This is a genomic window from Flavobacterium sp. KACC 22758 (genome assembly GCF_028736135.1).
In the GTDB taxonomy this organism is placed as follows: domain Bacteria; phylum Bacteroidota; class Bacteroidia; order Flavobacteriales; family Flavobacteriaceae; genus Flavobacterium; species Flavobacterium johnsoniae.
In genome coordinates, this window is the sequence record NZ_CP117878.1 from 526,679 (window position 1) to 545,650 (window position 18,972).

Annotated in this window: 12 protein-coding genes; 10 read left to right on the plus strand and 2 right to left on the minus strand. The window is 33.8% G+C overall.

What is annotated here, in order from left to right; translation table 11 throughout:
• Window positions 1-237 precede the first annotated feature (237 nt).
• The 6 genes from PQ462_RS02375 (at window position 238) to PQ462_RS02400 (ending at window position 9,556) form a co-directional block, all read left to right on the plus strand.
• Complete coding sequence (locus PQ462_RS02375) at window positions 238-1,215, plus strand: pyruvate dehydrogenase complex E1 component subunit beta (RefSeq protein ID WP_008466560.1); 978 nt, start codon at window positions 238-240, stop codon at window positions 1,213-1,215.
• A gap of 70 nt (window positions 1,216-1,285) precedes the next feature.
• Window positions 1,286-3,787, plus strand: coding sequence for a DUF5686 and carboxypeptidase-like regulatory domain-containing protein (locus tag PQ462_RS02380; RefSeq protein WP_274252232.1), 2,502 nt, complete (start codon window positions 1,286-1,288; stop codon window positions 3,785-3,787).
• Window positions 3,788-4,024: 237 nt separating this feature from the next.
• On the plus strand, window positions 4,025-4,624 hold the full coding sequence (locus tag PQ462_RS02385) for a DNA-3-methyladenine glycosylase family protein (RefSeq protein ID WP_274253706.1): 600 nt from the start codon (window positions 4,025-4,027) through the stop codon (window positions 4,622-4,624).
• A gap of 133 nt (window positions 4,625-4,757) precedes the next feature.
• On the plus strand, window positions 4,758-5,288 hold the full coding sequence (locus PQ462_RS02390) for an inorganic diphosphatase (protein WP_012023556.1): 531 nt from the start codon (window positions 4,758-4,760) through the stop codon (window positions 5,286-5,288).
• 113 nt (window positions 5,289-5,401) lie between these two features.
• Window positions 5,402-7,945, plus strand: coding sequence for a sodium-translocating pyrophosphatase (locus tag PQ462_RS02395; protein ID WP_274252233.1), 2,544 nt, complete (start codon window positions 5,402-5,404; stop codon window positions 7,943-7,945).
• 255 nt (window positions 7,946-8,200) lie between these two features.
• Window positions 8,201-9,556 carry a hypothetical protein gene (locus tag PQ462_RS02400; RefSeq protein ID WP_274252234.1) on the plus strand — a complete coding sequence of 452 codons (1,356 nt, stop codon included), beginning with the start codon at window positions 8,201-8,203 and terminating at the stop codon, window positions 9,554-9,556.
• A 117-nt stretch (window positions 9,557-9,673) separates the two neighbouring features.
• Here the strand turns inward: PQ462_RS02400 and PQ462_RS02405 are convergent, their stop codons facing one another.
• Together PQ462_RS02405 and PQ462_RS02410 are read right to left on the minus strand one after the other, a co-directional pair.
• Window positions 9,674-10,288 carry a deoxynucleoside kinase gene (locus tag PQ462_RS02405; protein ID WP_012023560.1) on the minus strand — a complete coding sequence of 205 codons (615 nt, stop codon included), beginning with the start codon at window positions 10,286-10,288 and terminating at the stop codon, window positions 9,674-9,676.
• Entirely contained in the window at window positions 10,288-11,091 is an 804-nt protein-coding gene (locus PQ462_RS02410) for a hypothetical protein (RefSeq protein ID WP_274252235.1), read from the minus strand. The genes PQ462_RS02405 and PQ462_RS02410 overlap by 1 nt, the downstream gene beginning before the upstream one ends.
• A gap of 232 nt (window positions 11,092-11,323) precedes the next feature.
• Here PQ462_RS02410 and PQ462_RS02415 point away from each other — a divergent pair, with 232 nt between their 5' ends.
• The 4 genes from PQ462_RS02415 to PQ462_RS02430 all read left to right on the plus strand — a co-directional run bounded on the left by PQ462_RS02415 (window position 11,324) and on the right by PQ462_RS02430 (window position 18,920).
• A complete protein-coding gene (locus PQ462_RS02415; RefSeq protein ID WP_274252236.1) occupies window positions 11,324-12,211 on the plus strand; it encodes a GLPGLI family protein in 888 nt (295 codons plus the stop codon).
• A gap of 63 nt (window positions 12,212-12,274) precedes the next feature.
• On the plus strand, window positions 12,275-14,962 hold the full coding sequence (locus PQ462_RS02420) for a carboxypeptidase-like regulatory domain-containing protein (protein WP_274252237.1): 2,688 nt from the start codon (window positions 12,275-12,277) through the stop codon (window positions 14,960-14,962).
• 93 nt (window positions 14,963-15,055) lie between these two features.
• Window positions 15,056-17,305 carry a hypothetical protein gene (locus PQ462_RS02425; protein WP_274252238.1) on the plus strand — a complete coding sequence of 750 codons (2,250 nt, stop codon included), beginning with the start codon at window positions 15,056-15,058 and terminating at the stop codon, window positions 17,303-17,305.
• A 157-nt stretch (window positions 17,306-17,462) separates the two neighbouring features.
• Entirely contained in the window at window positions 17,463-18,920 is a 1,458-nt protein-coding gene (locus PQ462_RS02430) for a M28 family metallopeptidase (RefSeq protein ID WP_274252239.1), read from the plus strand.
• Window positions 18,921-18,972: the final 52 nt, after the last annotated feature.

Sequence of the window (18,972 nt, forward strand, 5' to 3'; positions counted from 1 at the left end):
TTTGATGAAAATAAGAATTAAACAAATTGATTAAAGTTTGTCTAAAAAATGATTTTGGCATTTTAAGTGTGAATTATACGTCTATTATATCGATTTCGTAAATATCACAATATTGCTTAAAAAGTTAAAACCTAAAGAGAGAAAGAACTTCATGCGATTTTAAATTCAATTTATGCATTTAAGTTATTTAAAATATTTATTTTTGCTCTTCAGAAAATTCAACATACAATAAAAAATATGAGAACAATACAATTTAGAGAGGCCATTTGTGAAGCAATGAGCGAAGAAATGCGCCGCGATGAATCCATATATTTAATGGGAGAAGAGGTTGCAGAATACAACGGAGCTTACAAAGCTTCAAAAGGAATGCTTGCTGAGTTTGGTGAAAAGAGAGTAATCGATACTCCAATCGCTGAGCTTGGATTTTCAGGAATTGCAGTAGGTTCTGCAATGAATGGAAACCGCCCAATTGTAGAATATATGACATTCAACTTCTGTTTAGTTGGTATTGATCAAATTATAAATAACGCTGCTAAAATGCGTCAAATGACAGGAGGACAGTTTAATGTGCCTATTGTTTTCCGCGGACCAACAGCTTCTGCTGGTCAATTAGGAGCTACTCACTCACAAGCTTTAGAAAACTGGTTTGCTAATACTCCAGGTCTTAAAGTTGTTGTTCCTTCAACTCCTTACGATGCAAAAGGACTTTTAAAATCAGCAATTCGTGATAATGATCCGGTTATTTTCATGGAATCTGAGCAAATGTACGGAGACAAAGGTGAAGTGCCAGACGGAGAATACACAATTCCTCTAGGTGTTGCTGATGTTAAACGTGAAGGAACTGATGTAACTATCGTTTCTTTTGGAAAAATCATCAAAGAAGCTTTTATCGCTGCTGATGAATTAGCTAAAGAAGGAATTTCATGTGAAATTATCGATTTAAGAACAGTTCGTCCAATGGATAAAGATGCGATCTTAAAATCGGTTAAAAAAACAAACCGTTTAGTAATTCTTGAAGAAGCTTGGCCGGTTGCCAGCCTTTCTTCTGAAATTTCTTATATCGTTCAGGAGCAGGCTTTTGATTTCCTTGATGCGCCAATTCAACGTATTACAACTGCAGATACTCCTGCACCGTATTCTCCAGTACTGCTTAAAGACTGGTTGCCAAATGCAGGTGATGTAGTAAAAGCAGTTAAAAAAGTGTTATACAAATAGTATATATTTAAAATACTCACAAAACTTCATCATTCATAGTTAATTGATGAAGTTTTTTTTTGCCCAGACAATGAAAAGAACAATTTTACTCAGCCTATTTTTTGTATTCGCATTTGCGGCTATTGTTACTGCACAAACAAAAGTGAGTGGAATTGTTTTGGACAAGTCTAATCAGCCGATACCATTTGCAAATGTTGTTTTTAAAGGTTCAAATATTGGAATTGTTTCTAACGAAGACGGTCGTTTTTATTTAGAATCATCAGAAACTTATACAGCATTATTGGTGAGTTCTGCGGGATTTTCAGATAAAGAAGTTCCTTTGGAAAAAGCAGTGAACTATAACTTTAAAATCGTTTTAAGCGAACCAGAAGCATTAAGCGAAGTTGTAATTTATACGGGTAAAACTTCAAAAAAGAATAATCCGGCATTGGACATTTTGAGAAAAATATGGGAGAGAAAGCGTAAAAACGGGCTTTACCAATTTAATCAATATCAAATGCAGAAGTACGAGAAAGTTGAGTTTGACATGAACACAATTGACAGTGCTTTTATGAAAAATAAACTCTTTAAAGGAATGGAGTTTGTTTTTAATCATGTTGATACTTCAGAAGTTACAGGAAAAACCTATCTGCCTATTTTCATTAACGAATCGGTTTATGATGTTTACGGAGATAACAGAATAAAGAAAGTAAAAGAAAATCTTACAGGGAATAAAATGTCTGGTTTTAATGGAAACCAACAGATTTTAGCTTTCGTAAAAGACCTTTATTCAGATTACAATATCTACGATAATCACCTTAAATTTTTTGATAAAAGTTTCACCAGCCCGCTTTCAAGAACCGGAATTGATGTTTACAATTACGTGCTGAAAGACAGTGCTTATATCGACAAAAAATGGTGTTTTAATATTGTTTTTTATCCAAGGCGTAAAAACGAATTAACTTTTAAAGGAGATTTCTGGGTAAACGATACCACTTTTGCGATCAAGAAAATTAATATGGGTGTTACCAAAAGTGCCAATATTAACTGGGTAAAAGATATTTATATTGAGCAGGAGTTTGAAGTAGAAAACGATTCTGTTTTCCTTTTAACCCGCGATTACATGATGTCTGATTTTGCTTTGAATAAAAAAGAAAAATCAAAAGGAGTTTATGGAAAACGAACGACCTTGTATCGTAATCATAAATTTAACATTCAAAAACCCGAAAAATTTTATAAAGAAGAAGTCAATTTCATAGATAATGCGGTCTATGAACGACCGCCGGAATTTTGGGAAGAAAATCGTTTTGAGAAATTAAATAAAGACGAAGCGGGTATTTATAAAATGCTTGATACACTGCAGACGGTCAAACGATTTAAGCAGCTGTATAATCTCGTCTCCATTTTAGGAAGCGGTTATATCGAATTTAAGAACTTCGACTACGGCCCTATTTATTCTACTTTTGGTTATAACGAAGTTGAAGGTCTAAGGCTGAGAGTAGGAGGAAGAACGTATTTTGGACCTAACGATCCTTGGCGTTTGCAGGCTTATACAGCATACGGATTTGACGATAATAAATTCAAATACGGAGTTTCTGGTAAATGGATGATCGACAAGAAAAAACGTATTATTATTTCTGGAGGAAACAGGCGGGATATTGAACAAATTGGAGCCAGTTTAACCACAACAAATGATATTTTAGGACGAAGTTTTGCATCGTCGGCCTTGTTTACAACCGGAAGTAACGGAAAGCTCACGAATATTAATTTGAGCAACATTTCTATCGAAATGGAGCCTAAAAAGAATTTTCTTGTTTCGGCAGGATTCTCTTATCGAACATTAGAATCGGCTTCAAAAACATTTAGTCTGGATTATTATACCACTTTGCCAAGTGTATCAGATCCGATGGGAGTGATAAAGAGTGATGTAAAACAATCAGAAGCCAATATCCAATTTGAGTATATGCCAAACCGAAAAACAATTGGTTATGGTGTCGAAAGAGATTTAGTTGACAGTCCTTTTAGTCATTTCTTTGTAAATTTCAGTTATGGTCTTAAAGGAGTTTTAGACAGCGATTTTGCTTACGAAAAAATTCAGGTTTTCTACAAACAGCCTATTATAATTGGACCTTTAGGAAGATCTAATATTATTTTGGAAACAGGAAAAACATTTGGAACAATTCCATTAGGGTTAATGAGTGTAATTCCGGGTAACCAGACTTATTTTACAATTGAAAATACGTTTAGTAACCTTAATTTCTACGAATTTGTAACAGATCAATATACTACTTTGCAGTGGAATCATGATTTTGGAGGAAGATTATTCGCGAGAATTCCGTTTATGAGAAAATTAAACTGGAGAGAGTTTGTAGGAGTTAGAGCGGTTCATGGAACTATTTCTAAAGCAAATCGCGAAATAAACGCTTCTGGACTTCCTTATAATGCACCAGAAAATGTATATTGGGAATACAATGCCGGAATTGGAAATATCTTTAAAGTCTTCCGTCTTGATTTTTCTTGGAGAGGAAACTATTTAGATATGCCGGATGCTCATAAATTTGCTATAAAAGGATCTTTCGGGTTCTATTTTTAATTATAAAGACGCAAAGCTTCAAAGTTACAGAGTCGCAAAGGTTTAAAATCTTTGCGGCTTTTTTTATGCTTAATCTTTTTTGCCCGCAGATTCTACAGATTTAAACAGGTCGAAGCAGATTTAATTTTTCAATCTGCGCTTATCAGCCTAAATCTGTAAAATCTGCGGGCAAAAAAAACTTTACAAGAATTGATTTCATTTTTAATTAATTTTGAAATTGACTTAAAAGTAAAAGTTATGCAGGAAGCTATCGATTTTCTAACCAATAAAAATCCAATCTTTCGGGAGATAATCGAAAAATACGGATTGCCGCCAATTCCAAAACGGCCTCAGGGATTTGAAACTTTGGTGTTATTAATTCTGGAACAGCAGGTCTCTATAGATTCGGCGAAAGCCACATTTTTAAAAATAAAAGAATATACAACCTGCAATCCTGAAACGATGGTCATTTTACCTGATGAAGAATATCGAAATCTTGGAGTGAGCCGTCAAAAAACAAAATACATTAAAATTTTAGCCGAAGCAATTTTAAACAAACAGTTAGATGTTGAAAGTTTAGCTTCAAAACCGGCAAAGCAGGTTCGTGAAGAGCTCATTAAACTGAAAGGAATTGGAAACTGGACAATTGATATTTATTTAATGTTTTGTCTTCAGGAACCGGATTTGATTCCGCTAGGCGATATTGCAGTTGTAAACACCATTAAAGAACTGCTGGATATTCATGATAAACAAGAAATGGAAATCCATACAGAACAGTGGAGTCCGTATAGATCTTATGCGACCTATTTGCTCTGGCACTATTACTTAAATAAGCGAAATAGGAAAATTACATATTAACTGTCTGTTATATAAAAAGAAAAGTATATTAATTAATGTATAAATACACAGATTAATATACTTTTTTCATTGTAAAAAAGGATTGTTTGGTTACTTTTGCAATCGAAATTATAGATATAATAATAAAACAAAAATGACCGCAGACAAACTAACAACTTTCGATGTATTAATCGAAATACCAAGAGGAAGCAGAAATAAATATGAGTACGATTTTGAAATCAAAAGAATGCGTTTCGACAGAATGTTATTCTCTTCAATGATGTACCCTGCAGATTATGGATTTATTCCAGAAACTTTAGCTCTTGACGGTGATCCTCTTGATGTATTGGTTTTAGTAAATGAACCAACTTTCCCTGGATGTGTTATGGAAGTAAAACCAATTGGTGTTTTCCATATGGCAGATGATAAAGGACCAGACGAAAAAATTATTTGTGTACCAGTTTCAGATCCAATCTGGAATTCATTAAACGATCTTTCTGATATTAACCCTCACTTAGTAAAAGAAATTGAGCATTTCTTCCAGGTTTACAAAGATCTTGAAAACAAAAAAGTTGATGTAGAAGGATGGGGAGATGTAAAAGAGGCTTACGAAATTATTGCAGAGTGCACTAAGCGTTTTGATGATATTGAAAATAAACCAGCAGGATTATTTAGTATTAAATAATTTAAGCATTCATAATTTATAAAAAAAGCAATACTGCCGTCAGGAGTATTGCTTTTTTGTTTAAATTCGTTTTAGTTAGTTTGTTGACTATTAACCAAAACCAATAAAATATTATGAATGCATTTATGATTTACCTGCCAATTGTCATGGCAGTTTTAGGATTACTTTTCATGGGAATAAAAAGGACTTGGGTTTTAAAACAAGACGCTGGAGACGGTAAAATGAAAGAGATTTCAGATTACATCTACGAAGGAGCCTTAGCCTTCCTAAAAGCCGAATACAAACTATTAACCATCTTTGTAATTATTGCCAGCTTAGCTTTGGCAGGAATCACTTTTATTCCGGGAGTAAAAACCCATTTATTAATTGTAATTGCCTTTATTTTTGGTGCATTATTTTCTGCTTATGCCGGAAATATTGGAATGAAAATAGCAACTAAAACAAACGTAAGAACGACTCAGGCAGCGCGTACAAGTTTGCCTCAGGCATTAAAAGTTTCTTTTGGCGGCGGAACCGTAATGGGTTTAGGCGTTGCAGGATTAGCAGTATTAGGTTTAACAGCCTTTTTTATAATTTTCTTTAATTTATTTTCTGGCGGAGTCTGGAAAGATACTGAAACAATGACTGTTGTTTTAGAAACTTTAGCGGGATTTTCGCTTGGTGCAGAATCAATTGCTTTGTTTGCCAGAGTTGGGGGCGGAATCTACACAAAAGCAGCCGATGTTGGTGCTGACTTAGTTGGTAAAGTTGAAGCTGGAATTCCAGAAGATGATCCGCGTAATCCTGCAACAATTGCAGATAACGTTGGAGATAATGTAGGTGACGTTGCCGGTATGGGAGCTGATTTGTTTGGTTCGTATGTGGCAACCGTTTTGGCAGCTATGGTTTTAGGGAATTATGTTATAAAAGATATGGGCGGCAGTATTAATGACGCTTTTGGCGGTATTGGACCAATTTTACTTCCAATGGCAATTGCCGGTTTCGGAATTTTATTCTCAATTATTGGAACAACTTTAGTAAAAATTTCAGATGATAATGCTAAAGAAGCGCAAGTACAGAAAGCATTAAATATAGGAAACTGGGTTTCAATTGTTTTAACAGCTGTAGCTTGTTTCTTCTTAGTACAGCACATGCTTCCTGAAACGATGCAGATGAGTTTCTTTGGAGAAGGATCAAAAGCCATTTCATCAATGCGCGTTTTTTATGCCACTTTAGTGGGATTAATTGTTGGCGGTGCTATTTCATCAGTGACTGAATATTACACCGGATTAGGTACAAAACCAGTTATGGCAATTGTACAAAAATCATCTACTGGAGCAGGAACTAACGTAATTGCAGGTTTAGCAACAGGAATGATTTCGACTTTTCCAACGGTATTATTGTTTGCTGGAGCAATCTGGATTTCATATGCTTTAGCTGGATTCTACGGAGTAGCTTTAGCAGCTTCGGCAATGATGGCAACAACAGCAATGCAATTGGCAATCGATGCTTTCGGACCAATTTCTGATAACGCGGGAGGAATTGCCGAAATGAGCGAATTACCAAAAGAAGTTCGTACCAGAACCGATATTTTAGATTCAGTAGGAAACACAACTGCAGCAACTGGAAAAGGATTTGCTATCGCATCTGCAGCTTTAACTTCATTAGCCTTATTTGCTGCTTACGTTACCTTTACAGGAATTGACGGAATTAATATTTTTAAAGCACCAGTTTTAGCCATGTTATTTGTGGGAGGAATGATTCCGGTAGTTTTTTCCGCTTTAGCGATGAATTCTGTTGGAAAAGCCGCAATGGATATGGTTTACGAAGTACGTCGTCAGTTTAAGGAAATTCCGGGAATTATGGAAGGAACCGGAAAACCGGAGTATGGCAAATGTGTTGAAATTTCTACAAAAGCAGCTTTAAGAGAAATGATGCTTCCGGGAATATTAACTATTGGTTTCCCAATTGCAATTGTACTTTTAGGAAAATTAGTTTACTCAGATAATAACCAGTTAATTGCTGAAATGCTAGGCGGATATATGGCTGGAGTTACAGTTTCCGGAGTTCTTTGGGCCGTTTTTCAAAACAATGCCGGAGGTGCATGGGACAATGCTAAAAAATCTTTTGAAGCCGGAGTTATGATCAATGGAGAAATGACATATAAAGGTTCTGATGCACATAAAGCGGCGGTTACAGGAGATACCGTTGGAGATCCTTTTAAAGATACTTCAGGACCTTCAATGAATATCTTAATCAAATTAACGTGTTTAATAGGTTTGGTAATTGCGCCAATTTTAGGAGAAGGTAATTCTCCATCAGACATTGCAGGAAAAGCTTCTTGCTGTGCAAAAACAGAAATGCATGCTGGAGTTTCTAAATGCGGTGATATGTCTGGAATGACAAAAGAAGAATGTCTTAAAATGTGTAAAGAAAAAGGCTGTTCAACAGAAGAAACAGCTAAATGTCTGGCTCATTTTGATGCAAGTGGAAAATATCAAAAAACAGACTGTTTTGATACTAGTAAATATGAGAAAAAATCAGTTAATGTTGAAGTGAAAAATATAAACGGAAAAACTACAGGAACTGTTACTAAAACAGAAAATGGCAAAACAACAACCGAAGTTTTCGAAGGAACCGAAGAAGAAGTTTTGGCGAAAGTGGAAGCCGCTAAATAATAACTTTGACAAAATGTCAAAATAAAAAAATGCCTCTAAATTTTAGAGGCATTTTTTGTTTGTGATGCCTAAGAAAAGATTGAAAAAAACAAAAAGAATATAATACCATTTCTTGGGGTAAATAAATGTCTTAAAATCTTATTTTAAAAACTTCTTGCGGCTGTTTTTAATCTATTTTCAATCTATTTTCAATCTATTTTCGCTTGTTATAAATCTATTAATTTGAATTTTAGCAACTTGAAAAAAGATTAAGGAATGAAAAAAATTATACACATACTGTTATTACTACAGAGCGGGTTTATAATGGCCCAGACAGAAACAGTTGTTACACCAAATGGGAAAAAGGTGCAAATTAACCCTTATGTTAATAATGGATTGCAGGCCAATAATGGTTATGTTCAGTTAGGCGGGGCTTTAGTACAGCTTTCTGTTATAACTACTGACAGTAACTTTACTCTGGGAATAGCAGGACTAACACCTGGATCTGCTGCAGATAATATTTTAGTATTAGATTCAAATAATATTCTAAGAAAAGTTAGTGGTTCCTCATTAACGGCAGCATATTGGAGCATTTTAGGAAATGCGGGTACAAACTCTTCCGTTAATTTTTTAGGGACTACAGATAACACACCTCTTGTGTTTAAAGTGAATAATCAATATGCAGGTAAACTATCGTCTACATCGACGGCTTTTGGTTATAATGCTTTAAATTCTGTTACTCCTTTGCAAGGTGCAGGAAATACAGCTATTGGAGTTTCTTCAATGGCTCTTACTACCAGTACTGGTATGTATAATACGGCGTTAGGAGCGAATACTTTAGCAAATAATACTACAGGTTCTAAAAATATTGCAATTGGATACAATACCGGTAATACTATTACAACAGGCAGCAACAACATTACTATAGGATCAGCAAGTTTACTTAGTACAAGTTCGGCAACAGCAAGTAATGAGATGAATATTGGTAATACTTTGTATGGTACTGGGGTTAACAATACTAATACAGGGAAAATAGGAGTAAACACCAACGCGCCAACTGCAGAAATGGATGTAAACGGTTATGCCAGAGTTCGTTCAATGGATGTGGGAGATCTAACGGATAACGTAGTAACAGCAGATGCAAATGGTAACTTGCGCCAAAGGGCAGCAATAGATGTTGCGGCACCTTCATTAGGTTTTGCAAAATTAGGATCGGGGGTTAACTTTACTGCTTCTGGATCATATTTTTATACAGGGACTGTGCTTACTCTGGGGCTTGGTAAATGGCTGGTAACTGTAAATATGTTATTATCAAAATCATCAGGAACATTAGTTGCAACAGGTGCAACTGAAACCTGGTGGGTGCGTTCTGGTTTCAGTAACAGTTCTACTGTTTTTGCTACTAGCTCGGATATTATTTCTACTAATACACTTATAAGCGGTTTACTGCCATCTAGCAGTTATTATGCAATGCTTTATGGAACCGTAATTATTAACAATACTTCTGGAGCTAATAAAAACTATTATTATTGGGGCGGAAATGTAGCAGGTGTTAATCCAGCTGGTACAATGTTAAATTTTGGAGGCAGTAACTGGTCTGAAGATTATGTTACATTTCAAAAAATCAATTAATAAAGGAATATCCAGTAATATAAAAAGAGGCTGTCTAAATCTAGACAGCCTTCTTTTTTATTTAAAAGTGAAGTAAAAACTTCAAAATTATTTTATTTGGTTTTGCAGCGACAGAGATTAAAACAGCCCGTTCAATTCAGCATCAATTCTATTAATAATGTCTCCTAAATCTTCTGGATTATCAACAAAATTAATGTTGTCAACATCAATAATTAATAATTTTCCTTTTGTATAAGTCTGAATCCAGGCCTCGTATCTTTCATTTAAACGGCTTAAATAATCGATAGAAATAGAGTTTTCATATTCACGTCCGCGTTTGTGAATTTGTCCAACAAGATTAGGGATAGTGCTTCTTAAATAAATTAATAAATCTGGTGCTTTTACCAATGATTCCATTAATTCAAATAAAGACGTATAATTTTCAAAATCACGGCTTGTCATTAATCCCATTGCGTATAAGTTGGGAGCAAAAATATAAGCATCTTCATAAATCGTTCTGTCCTGAATGATTTTTTTTCCACTTTCGCGAATTTGCTGCACCTGACGAAAACGGCTGTTTAGGAAATAAATCTGCAAATTAAAAGACCAGCGTTCCATTTGATGATAAAAATCGTCTAAGTACGGATTATCAACTACATCTTCATAATGAGGCTCCCATTTAAAATGTTTGGCTAATAATTTAGTTAATGTAGTTTTTCCTGCGCCTATATTTCCTGCTATTGCTATGTGCATTACCGTGTTACGATTTTATAATTTAAAATTTCTTTAGCTGTAAAAATAGATAAAATTTGGTCTTTGTAATAGTATTTGTCAAACGTTTTTTCTAAAATTTCAATTTCTGAAATTGTGTTTGTATTTTCTCTCAAATACAGTGTATTAGCTTTGCTGAAAATGTATTTTTGAGGTGAAATTATTTCAATTTTATCAAAATCGGGAATGGTTCCCAAACTTGAAATTTTACCGAAAATATCACACGAAAACCAATTGTTTTTTTTATCAATCCAAAAGAAAGTATTAAAGTCGGTTTGGTAATATTTTATGCTTTCTGTAAGCGGAATTGAAACCGTTTTGTATTCATTTTTTAAATAATCAAAAAGCCCGATCTGCTGGTTTAAAGTATTAAAAATCCAAAGCTGGTTTTGAGTCGACATTCCAATAGCGTTTACAACAATAGGAATAGTATTTTGCGAAAAGTTAATTTCGGTCATTTTATTTAGTTGATTATCCAGAAGAACAACGCTGTTAAAGTCTTCATAGAACAATACGATTTTAAGCGGATTCTGAATGTCGACTTTGGTAATATTTCCCAAAGAGACATTTTTATATTCAAAAATCTCGTTTCCTTTTATTTTGCTGAAAACATTGTTTTTTATCTGATAAGAGTACCCAAAAGAATCATAACCAATAAATTCGTCGGCATCAGTTTTGAATTTTGAAATTAAAACAGGATTTACTTTTTGGCTTTGCCCAAAAATAATTGAGGAAGAACATGCGATAAACAGCAATACTAAAATTTGGCGCAGCGTTTTACTCATAAATTAATAATTTCGAGTAGCCAAAGTACAAAAAGTACAGTAAAGAACGCCTTTAAATTAGCATTTTAGCCCAGATTTGTATTTAAACCTTTCTAAATTTTGATAGTCTTACAAAATTGCTGTTCTGTCGATAGCATTTTGGCATTAATATATTTAACTTTCAGTATCTTAAAATTAGTAATAAATTTGAATGTAAGTTTGACCAACTTTACAATCTATTAAACATCTAAACATGAAAAAACTAACCTATTTGCTTTTAGTATTGGCTTTCAGTCAGGTTCAGGCACAAAAAGATTTTCAGGGAATGGCCGTTTACGAATCTAAAACACAGGCTCCTAAATTTGAAGGAATGAGAGCAGGAAATCGTGATATAACGCCGGAAATGCAAAAATCAATGGAAGAGCGAATGAAAAAAATGCTAGAGAAAACTTTCATTTTAAATTTTGATAAAACAGCTTCTATTTATAAAGAAGAAGAAAAATTAGATGCTCCCGGACAACAAGGCGGAGGCATGCGAATGATGATGAACTCCATGATGGGAGGCGGAGGCACTTTTTATAAAGACGTTAAAACCAAATCCTATACAGTTGATAAAGAGTTTATGGGTAAAGAATTTCTTGTTGTGGATTCTCTGCCAAAATTAAACTGGAAACTGGAACAGGAAACCAAACAAATCGGCGGGTACAATTGTTTTAAAGCAACAGCTGTAAAAGAGGCCAGTAAAACCGATTTTAGAAATTTCAGACCTAAAAATAATGACAATAAAAAAGATGAGGTAAAAAAGACTTCGGGAGATACAAAAACGAATTTTGAAGACAATTTTGAAATCCCGAAAGAAATTGTTGTTACAGCTTGGTATACGCCGGAGATTCCGGTTAATCAGGGTCCGGAAAACTATTGGGGACTTCCGGGTTTAATTTTGGAAGTTAACGACGGAAAAACGACCATTTTATGTTCTAAAATTGTTCTAAATGCAAAAGATAAGGTCGAAATAAAGCCATCTAAAAAAGGAAAAGTTATTTCTCAAAAAGACTATGATGAAACGGTAATTAAAAAAATGGAGGAATTTAGAGAAATGAACCGCGGACGTGCCGGAGGACCGCCGCCAATGGGAAGATAAAATTTATACGATTCCAAAAAAAAAAATCCCGAACCTTCGGGGCTAAATTCCAATATTCTGATAATGAATAAAACACTTTTTATTTTTGCCTTACTTTTTACTTCTATATGCTTTTCTCAAAGTGTTCGTTTTGATGGTTTTATTCAGGATGAGCAGAAAAATCCGTTGGAAATGGCAAATATTATGGCGGTTAACAATACCACAAAAGCAATGGACTCTTATGGAATTACCAATGATAAAGGAAAATTTCAGCTGACTTTAAAACCTAATACTTCTTATACAGTTAAAGTAAGTTATCTGGGAATGAAGTCGAAAGAAATTACCGTTTCGACCAAAACCGAAAACATTGCCCAAAATATTGTTATGGACGGTGCGGGAATAGAACTCGAAGGTGTTGAGATTGTTCGTGAAATGCCTGTTTCTATAAAAGGCGACACAATTGTTTACAATGCCGATTCTTTTAAATCGGGAACCGAAAAAAAGCTCGAAGATGTCCTGAAAAAACTTCCGGGAGTTGAGGTAAATGCTGATGGTGAAATTGAGGTTGAAGGAAAAAAAGTAAGTAAATTAATGGTAGAAGGAAAAGACTTTTTTGACGGCGATACCAAACTCGGCGTTAAAAACATTCCTGCAGATGCCATTGATAAAGTTCAGGTTCTAAGAAACTATAACGAAATAAGCCAATTAAAAGGTCTGGAAAACGATCAGGAAAATGTGGCAATGAACATTAAGCTGAAAGAAGGTAAAAAGAACTTTTGGTTTGGAGATGTTACTGCCGGAACTGGTGTTGGAGAATTAGACAGTCGTTATATTATCAATCCGAAATTGTTTTATTACAGTCCAAAGTATAGTATAAACTTAATCACCAATTTTAATAATATTGGAGAACTGCCGCTTACGGCTCAGGATTATTTTAAGTTTACAGGCGGATTTAAAAACATGATGAAAAAGGGAGGCAGCAGTTTTAATGTTTCATCAAATGATTTAGGAATTTCGGTTTTAAGAAACAACAGAGCAAAGGAAATTGAAACCAAATTTGGCGCGACAAATTTCTCTTATTCTCCAGCAAAAACATGGACTATAAGCGGTTTCGGAATCCTTTCAACTTCAAAAACCGATTTAGAAACTAAATCCCAAACCACGATTCTAGATTCTGGAGATCAGCAGAAACGAGATGAATTAACGCATCAAAAAAATAATTTAGGACTTTTTAAATTAAGTTCGACATATAAGCCAAACGATAAATTTCAGTTTGATTATGACATCTTAACTAAACTGTCTAAACAACAAGAAGACACTGATTTACTGCGTGAATCTATTGTAAACAATGTGGCTGATGCAGAAAGTATATTTACGAATAAAAAACAGGATCCAACATCGGTAAACCAAAATTTAAGTTTGTATTATACACAAAGTGCCAAGAATATTTTCGCTTTTGAAATGCAGCATTTATATCAGGATGAAAATCCTTTTTATAATGCCAATTTGCGAACACAGCCTTTTGACTTAGCAGGTTACACAGTGGGACAGAATAGAAACGATTTAAACCAGGATCGTTTTGTAAAAACCAACAAACTCGATGCAAAATTGGATTACTATTATATGGTAACACCAAAAAGCAACATCAATATTACTTTAGGGAATACATATTCATATCAAAATTTTAATTCTCATATTTTCCAAATTTTGGATAATGGAGACCGAAATGACTTAGAAACGCCGGAAAATAATAATGATGTCAATTATAACTTTGATGATGTTTTTCTGGGATTTCATTATAAAATCTTAACAGGTAAATTTACTTTTACGCCAGGTGTCAGTGTACATTCTTATGCAATGAAAAATACCCAGCTGGGAACAGATTATTCTCAAAATTTTGTAAAAGTTCTGCCGGATTTCTTTGCTTTGTACCAAATTAAAAAATCAGAAACGCTGACGTATAATTTTTCGCTGACAAATGATTTTACAGATATTAATCAATTAGCAGCAGGTTATGTTTTGTCAGATTACAGCAGTTTATTCCGCGGAAATCGTTTCTTAGAAAATGCAACATCACAAGTGCATTCGCTTCGCTATTTTAAATACAATATGTTCAATTTCGAGAACATTTTTGCCAATGCAACCTATACCAAAAAAGTAGATGCGATTAAAACGCAGGCAGATTTTGAAGGAATAAATCAGTCATCAGTTCCATACAATTCAAATTTAGCCGATGAAACTTTCAGCGGAATGGGAACTTACGGCCGTTCTTTTCTAAAAAATTATAAAGCATCAGCAACAGCAAGTTTGAACTGGTCAAAATTCAACAACATTCAAAATGATAAATTAGCCACAACAGAGAGTTTTGTTCAAAATTATACCATAAGAGCTTCGACTAATTATAAAAACCTGCCCAATATTGAATTCGGTTATAACCTTTTGGTCAATAAATACAGCGGTTCTACATTTTATACGGATAAACCTTTTGCAAGATTAGACTATTATTTTTTGGATAGTTTTTCTTTTGTTTCAGAATATGAATTTTACCATTATTACAACGGAAATAAAACGGTAGACAACGAATACGACTTTTTGAGTGCAAGTTTAATTTATCAAAAGAAAAACAGCAAATGGGAATATAAAGTCTCTGCAACCAACTTACTAAATACAAAATATCTTAACGACGACAGTTTCTCACAATTTTCAACAAGAGTTTCTCAATACACCGTACAGCCTCGTTACATCATATTTTCAATGAAGTATAATTTGTAGTATTTTGATTGCAAATATTATGATTTTTTATGATTTGTTTAGCGAGTAATCAAATATCTTTGTGCTATATTATTAACAACAAAAAATATAGTCATGCGCAATTTTGTTTGGAGTTTATCACTCTTGTTTGCCGGAATGTCTGTTTCTATCGCTCAAACAAAAGGTATCGAAAAAGGAACCTATTTATCTACAAATAAAGGTGAAAAAATAAAATTAAATTTATTAGATGATAATAAATACGAATTGGTCTTTTATACCGGAGATTATGAAATTAAAGGCGATTCGCTGGTTTTTTCTAAAAAAGCAAAATCAGAAAACCGATTTGATCTTTCATTTAAAAATGATAAAAAAGCCAAAAAGGTCAAAATTAAGTTTTTAAATCCTTCTTATTATTCATTTTATATTGGAACTCAAAAAGGTTCAGAAGCAATTCAATACCAAAGAGTTTCTGATATTAAAACAAAAGTAGATCCAAACTGGACATCAACAGATTTAGATTTTGAAATAGACAAAACAGATTTTCTGTATTTGGTTTATGAAGATTATGATGGAAAAAGTGATGTTAGTAAATATGCATTACCAAAAGATGTTTCAGAGGTAACAATTGATTATCATTTAGAACTTTTAGGGAATATGAATATTGCCGGGTTTTATGACAGAAAAACAAACGAGCTGAAAGTTTCTGAACCAACAGGAAAAGATCCTTTGGTGTTTGTAAATGAAAGAGACGTACAGCCGGTTAAAGCGCCGCAGGTTGTTCCTTTAGAGAATCAAACCATAAAAAACTGGACTTATCCGGGAAAAAGTTCTTATTATGACAGTTATGGAACTGCTGTAGACAGCACTCAAAATAGTTTAATTGACAGTGTTGCTGTTGATACTCCTTTATATACTTCAACGGAAGATTATTCATATAAATTTAAATTTAAAATAGAAAATAATCTAAAAAGTGCTCTTGCTGCAACCAAAGAAGCTAAAACCAAGTTTTTAGTAGGAATTGTAGATAGTAAAAATGCCACAGCAAAAGAAAACTTTGATGCATTTATAAAAGATCAGGAATCTCAGACAGGATACAACATGTATGATAAGTATAATGCACAATATGATGTTTATAATTATTATATGGCTGGAGCCGATGACAAAAAATGGCTGAAAAACAATAAAATAACAAACGATCCAAGTATATTTATTTTAAATGGAAACGGGGATGTTTTAGCTGTTGCAAAATCAGATTTAACTTCAAAACAATATCAGTTTAGTTATTATGGAGATTTTTACCGTAAATTATTGCGTGCAGATGCTTTCCTTGCTATTGATAAGACTTTGAAAAATAAAAAAGCATCAGATGCAGATTTAATAAGCGCATTTAATAAGGCAGCTTTGCTTGAAGCATCTTATGATTATGATTCAGATTATACTCTAGACGATCCTAGTGAATTTGTAATTTCAAAAACAGCATTAGATAAAAAAGAAGTTACCCAAACCTGGAAAAAATTGATTGAAGCGCATCAAAAGGATAAAAAACCAGATATGACTTTGGTAGAAACAATCATAAGAGAAATCAAAAACCAAGGATTTACAAAACAGCTTTTTAATGAAGACAAAATCTTAAACGATACAGATTTCCTGGCAATTGATTATCTATTAAAACATTCTGATGAAATCGAAAGCAATCGAGCAACATTTAACAGCAATGCGCCAGAAATCCATAATATAGGAAATCCAGTTTCTGAAGTTTCTAATGCGTTGCAGACAAACCTATATGCTTCTCAGGATGGAGTGACAGGAGATATGAATAAAGAGAAAATCAATTCTGTTTATAAAAAGATCATCGAATCTGGAAAAGGAAATTTTGATGCCTACAGAAATTATTTTTATTACTTAGCCCAGCTTGAAGATAATGACGGTTCTAATAGAACTTACTTGAAAGAGTTTAATACTTATTTTGACAATACGTTAGCAGGGCCAAGTCCAATTGAAAAATTAGACGCTATTTTTGAAGGATTAGATTCCAGCTCTAGTTATTCGTATGACGGATGGAATTCATTTAAATTATACCATTCAGATATTTGCAATAATGCAGCCTGGACTGTTGTACAGAAACCGCAAAACTCAAACTTTATTAAAGATGCCATAAAATGGTCTGAATATAGTTTAGTAATATCTAAAAACAACCCATATTATTTAGATACGCTGGCGCAGTTGTATTACAAAGACGGACAAAAGGATAAAGCTGTTGCAACTCAGACTCTGGCAGTAAAATATTTAAATGATACTGTTGAAGAACAAACTGCAAATGATATAAAAGAAGTTTTATCTAAAATGCAGAATGGAACGTATTAAAATTTTGAGGTTAATTTTAAAAAATCCCGACTTGTTTTTTAAAACAAGTCGGGATTTTTTAATTGTATGTTTCAGCTAATTTATTTTGTGTAATCAATGAAATAGAAAAGCATTTTTCTTTATAAATCATTAAGTTTGAGATATCAAATTTAAACGTATGAAAAATAGAATGATTTTGGTTTTAATTGCTTACGGAGGAATCGCTTTTTCGCAGTCAATTAAGAAACCATTAGTTTCAGCAATTACAGTTAAAGATTTAAAAACCGATATGTATCAAATGGCCGGAGATCACTTTAATGGCCGTGAAGCAGGAACTTTAGACGAATTAAAGGTATCTATGTGGCTTGCCGAAAAAGCGAAACAAGCCGGAATGTCTCCAGCTGGAGATGACGGAACTTTTTTTCAGTTTTTTGATTTGTACCGACATCAGGTTACGGCAAATACAAAATTTAAAATTGGATCTAAATCATATAAATTATGGAATGAAGTCTTGGTTGCAGAAACAGCTAATATTAAAGTGGAAGCTCCCTTACTTTATTTAGGAGCAGCATCAAAAGAAGATATTAATAAAGCAGATGTAAAAGGAAAAGCGGTTGTTTTGTTAGCTTCGAAAGAAGGAATTCCAGAGGATATTTCTCTTTTTGAAAGACGTTATCCCGGTTATGTAAAGCAAAAATATTATGAAGATCTGGCACAAAAAGGAGCTGCAGCGCTTATAATTGTTGCAGATGAATTAGGAGAAAAAAGCTGGTCGCAGGTAGAACCGCAAATGACAAGAGGTGTTTACGGAATTGAAGGATACCGCGATAAAATACCAACTCCAGCCAGAATGCCTGCTTTTTGGCTTCACAACGATCAATTAGAGTTTTTAAAAACTACAAAAGAAGTATTATCAGCCGAAGTAGTTTCTGAAACCTATAAATATCCATCTGTTAATGTTGTTGGAAAAGTAGAAGGAACGGATTCAAAATTAAAATCAGAATATGTTCTTTTTAGCGGACATCAGGATCATGATGGAGTTAGGCAAAAATACGGTCAGGATTCTATTTATAATGGAGCAGATGACAATGCAAGTACCTGTGTTGCTATGCTGGCTATAGCAAGAGCTTATAAAAAACAACCCGGAAAAAGAACCGCATTATTTGTTTTTCATGGTTCTGAAGAAAGAGGTTTGTTAGGATCAAGCTGGTATGCCGAACATCCAACCGTTCCTGAAAAAGATATTACTGCGGTGCTAAATGGAGATATGATTGGAAGAAATGACCTAAACCAAGCAGCTTTGCTGGGATCGACTTCTCCACATGAAAATTCTTCAGATTTGGTAAATATTGCTAAAAAAGCAAATGATGAAGGGCCTAAATTTGAATTGGATAAACTTTGGGACAGACCAGAACATCCGGAGAATTTTTATTTCCGTTCAGATCATTTGCCGTATGCTCGTAAAGGAATTCCATCGGTATTTTTTACAAGTGTCCTGCACAGTCAATACCACACGCCAATGGATGAAGCAGAGAATATTGATTACGCCAAACTGCATAAAATGACCGAATGGATGTATCGAACAGGCTGGATTTTATCAAATGATGCGAATCGTCCTAAAACGTTGAAAAAATAAACGAGAAGATAAACTTTAAGCAAAAATAAAACCCGGCAAAATTTAAAATCTT

Excerpts from the sequence above, each read along its gene's own strand:
- PQ462_RS02375 (WP_008466560.1), top strand. The coding sequence starts at position 238 with ATGAGAACAATACAATTTAGAGAGGCCATTTGTGAAGCAATGAGCGAA.
- PQ462_RS02380 (WP_274252232.1), top strand. The coding sequence starts at position 1,286 with ATGAAAAGAACAATTTTACTCAGCCTATTTTTTGTATTCGCATTTGCG.
- PQ462_RS02385 (WP_274253706.1), top strand. The coding sequence starts at position 4,025 with ATGCAGGAAGCTATCGATTTTCTAACCAATAAAAATCCAATCTTTCGG.
- PQ462_RS02390 (WP_012023556.1), top strand. The coding sequence starts at position 4,758 with ATGACCGCAGACAAACTAACAACTTTCGATGTATTAATCGAAATACCA.
- PQ462_RS02395 (WP_274252233.1), top strand. The coding sequence starts at position 5,402 with ATGAATGCATTTATGATTTACCTGCCAATTGTCATGGCAGTTTTAGGA.
- PQ462_RS02400 (WP_274252234.1), top strand. The coding sequence starts at position 8,201 with ATGAAAAAAATTATACACATACTGTTATTACTACAGAGCGGGTTTATA.
- PQ462_RS02405 (WP_012023560.1), bottom strand. The coding sequence starts at position 10,288 with ATGCACATAGCAATAGCAGGAAATATAGGCGCAGGAAAAACTACATTA.
- PQ462_RS02410 (WP_274252235.1), bottom strand. The coding sequence starts at position 11,091 with ATGAGTAAAACGCTGCGCCAAATTTTAGTATTGCTGTTTATCGCATGT.
- PQ462_RS02415 (WP_274252236.1), top strand. The coding sequence starts at position 11,324 with ATGAAAAAACTAACCTATTTGCTTTTAGTATTGGCTTTCAGTCAGGTT.
- PQ462_RS02420 (WP_274252237.1), top strand. The coding sequence starts at position 12,275 with ATGAATAAAACACTTTTTATTTTTGCCTTACTTTTTACTTCTATATGC.
- PQ462_RS02425 (WP_274252238.1), top strand. The coding sequence starts at position 15,056 with ATGCGCAATTTTGTTTGGAGTTTATCACTCTTGTTTGCCGGAATGTCT.
- PQ462_RS02430 (WP_274252239.1), top strand. The coding sequence starts at position 17,463 with ATGAAAAATAGAATGATTTTGGTTTTAATTGCTTACGGAGGAATCGCT.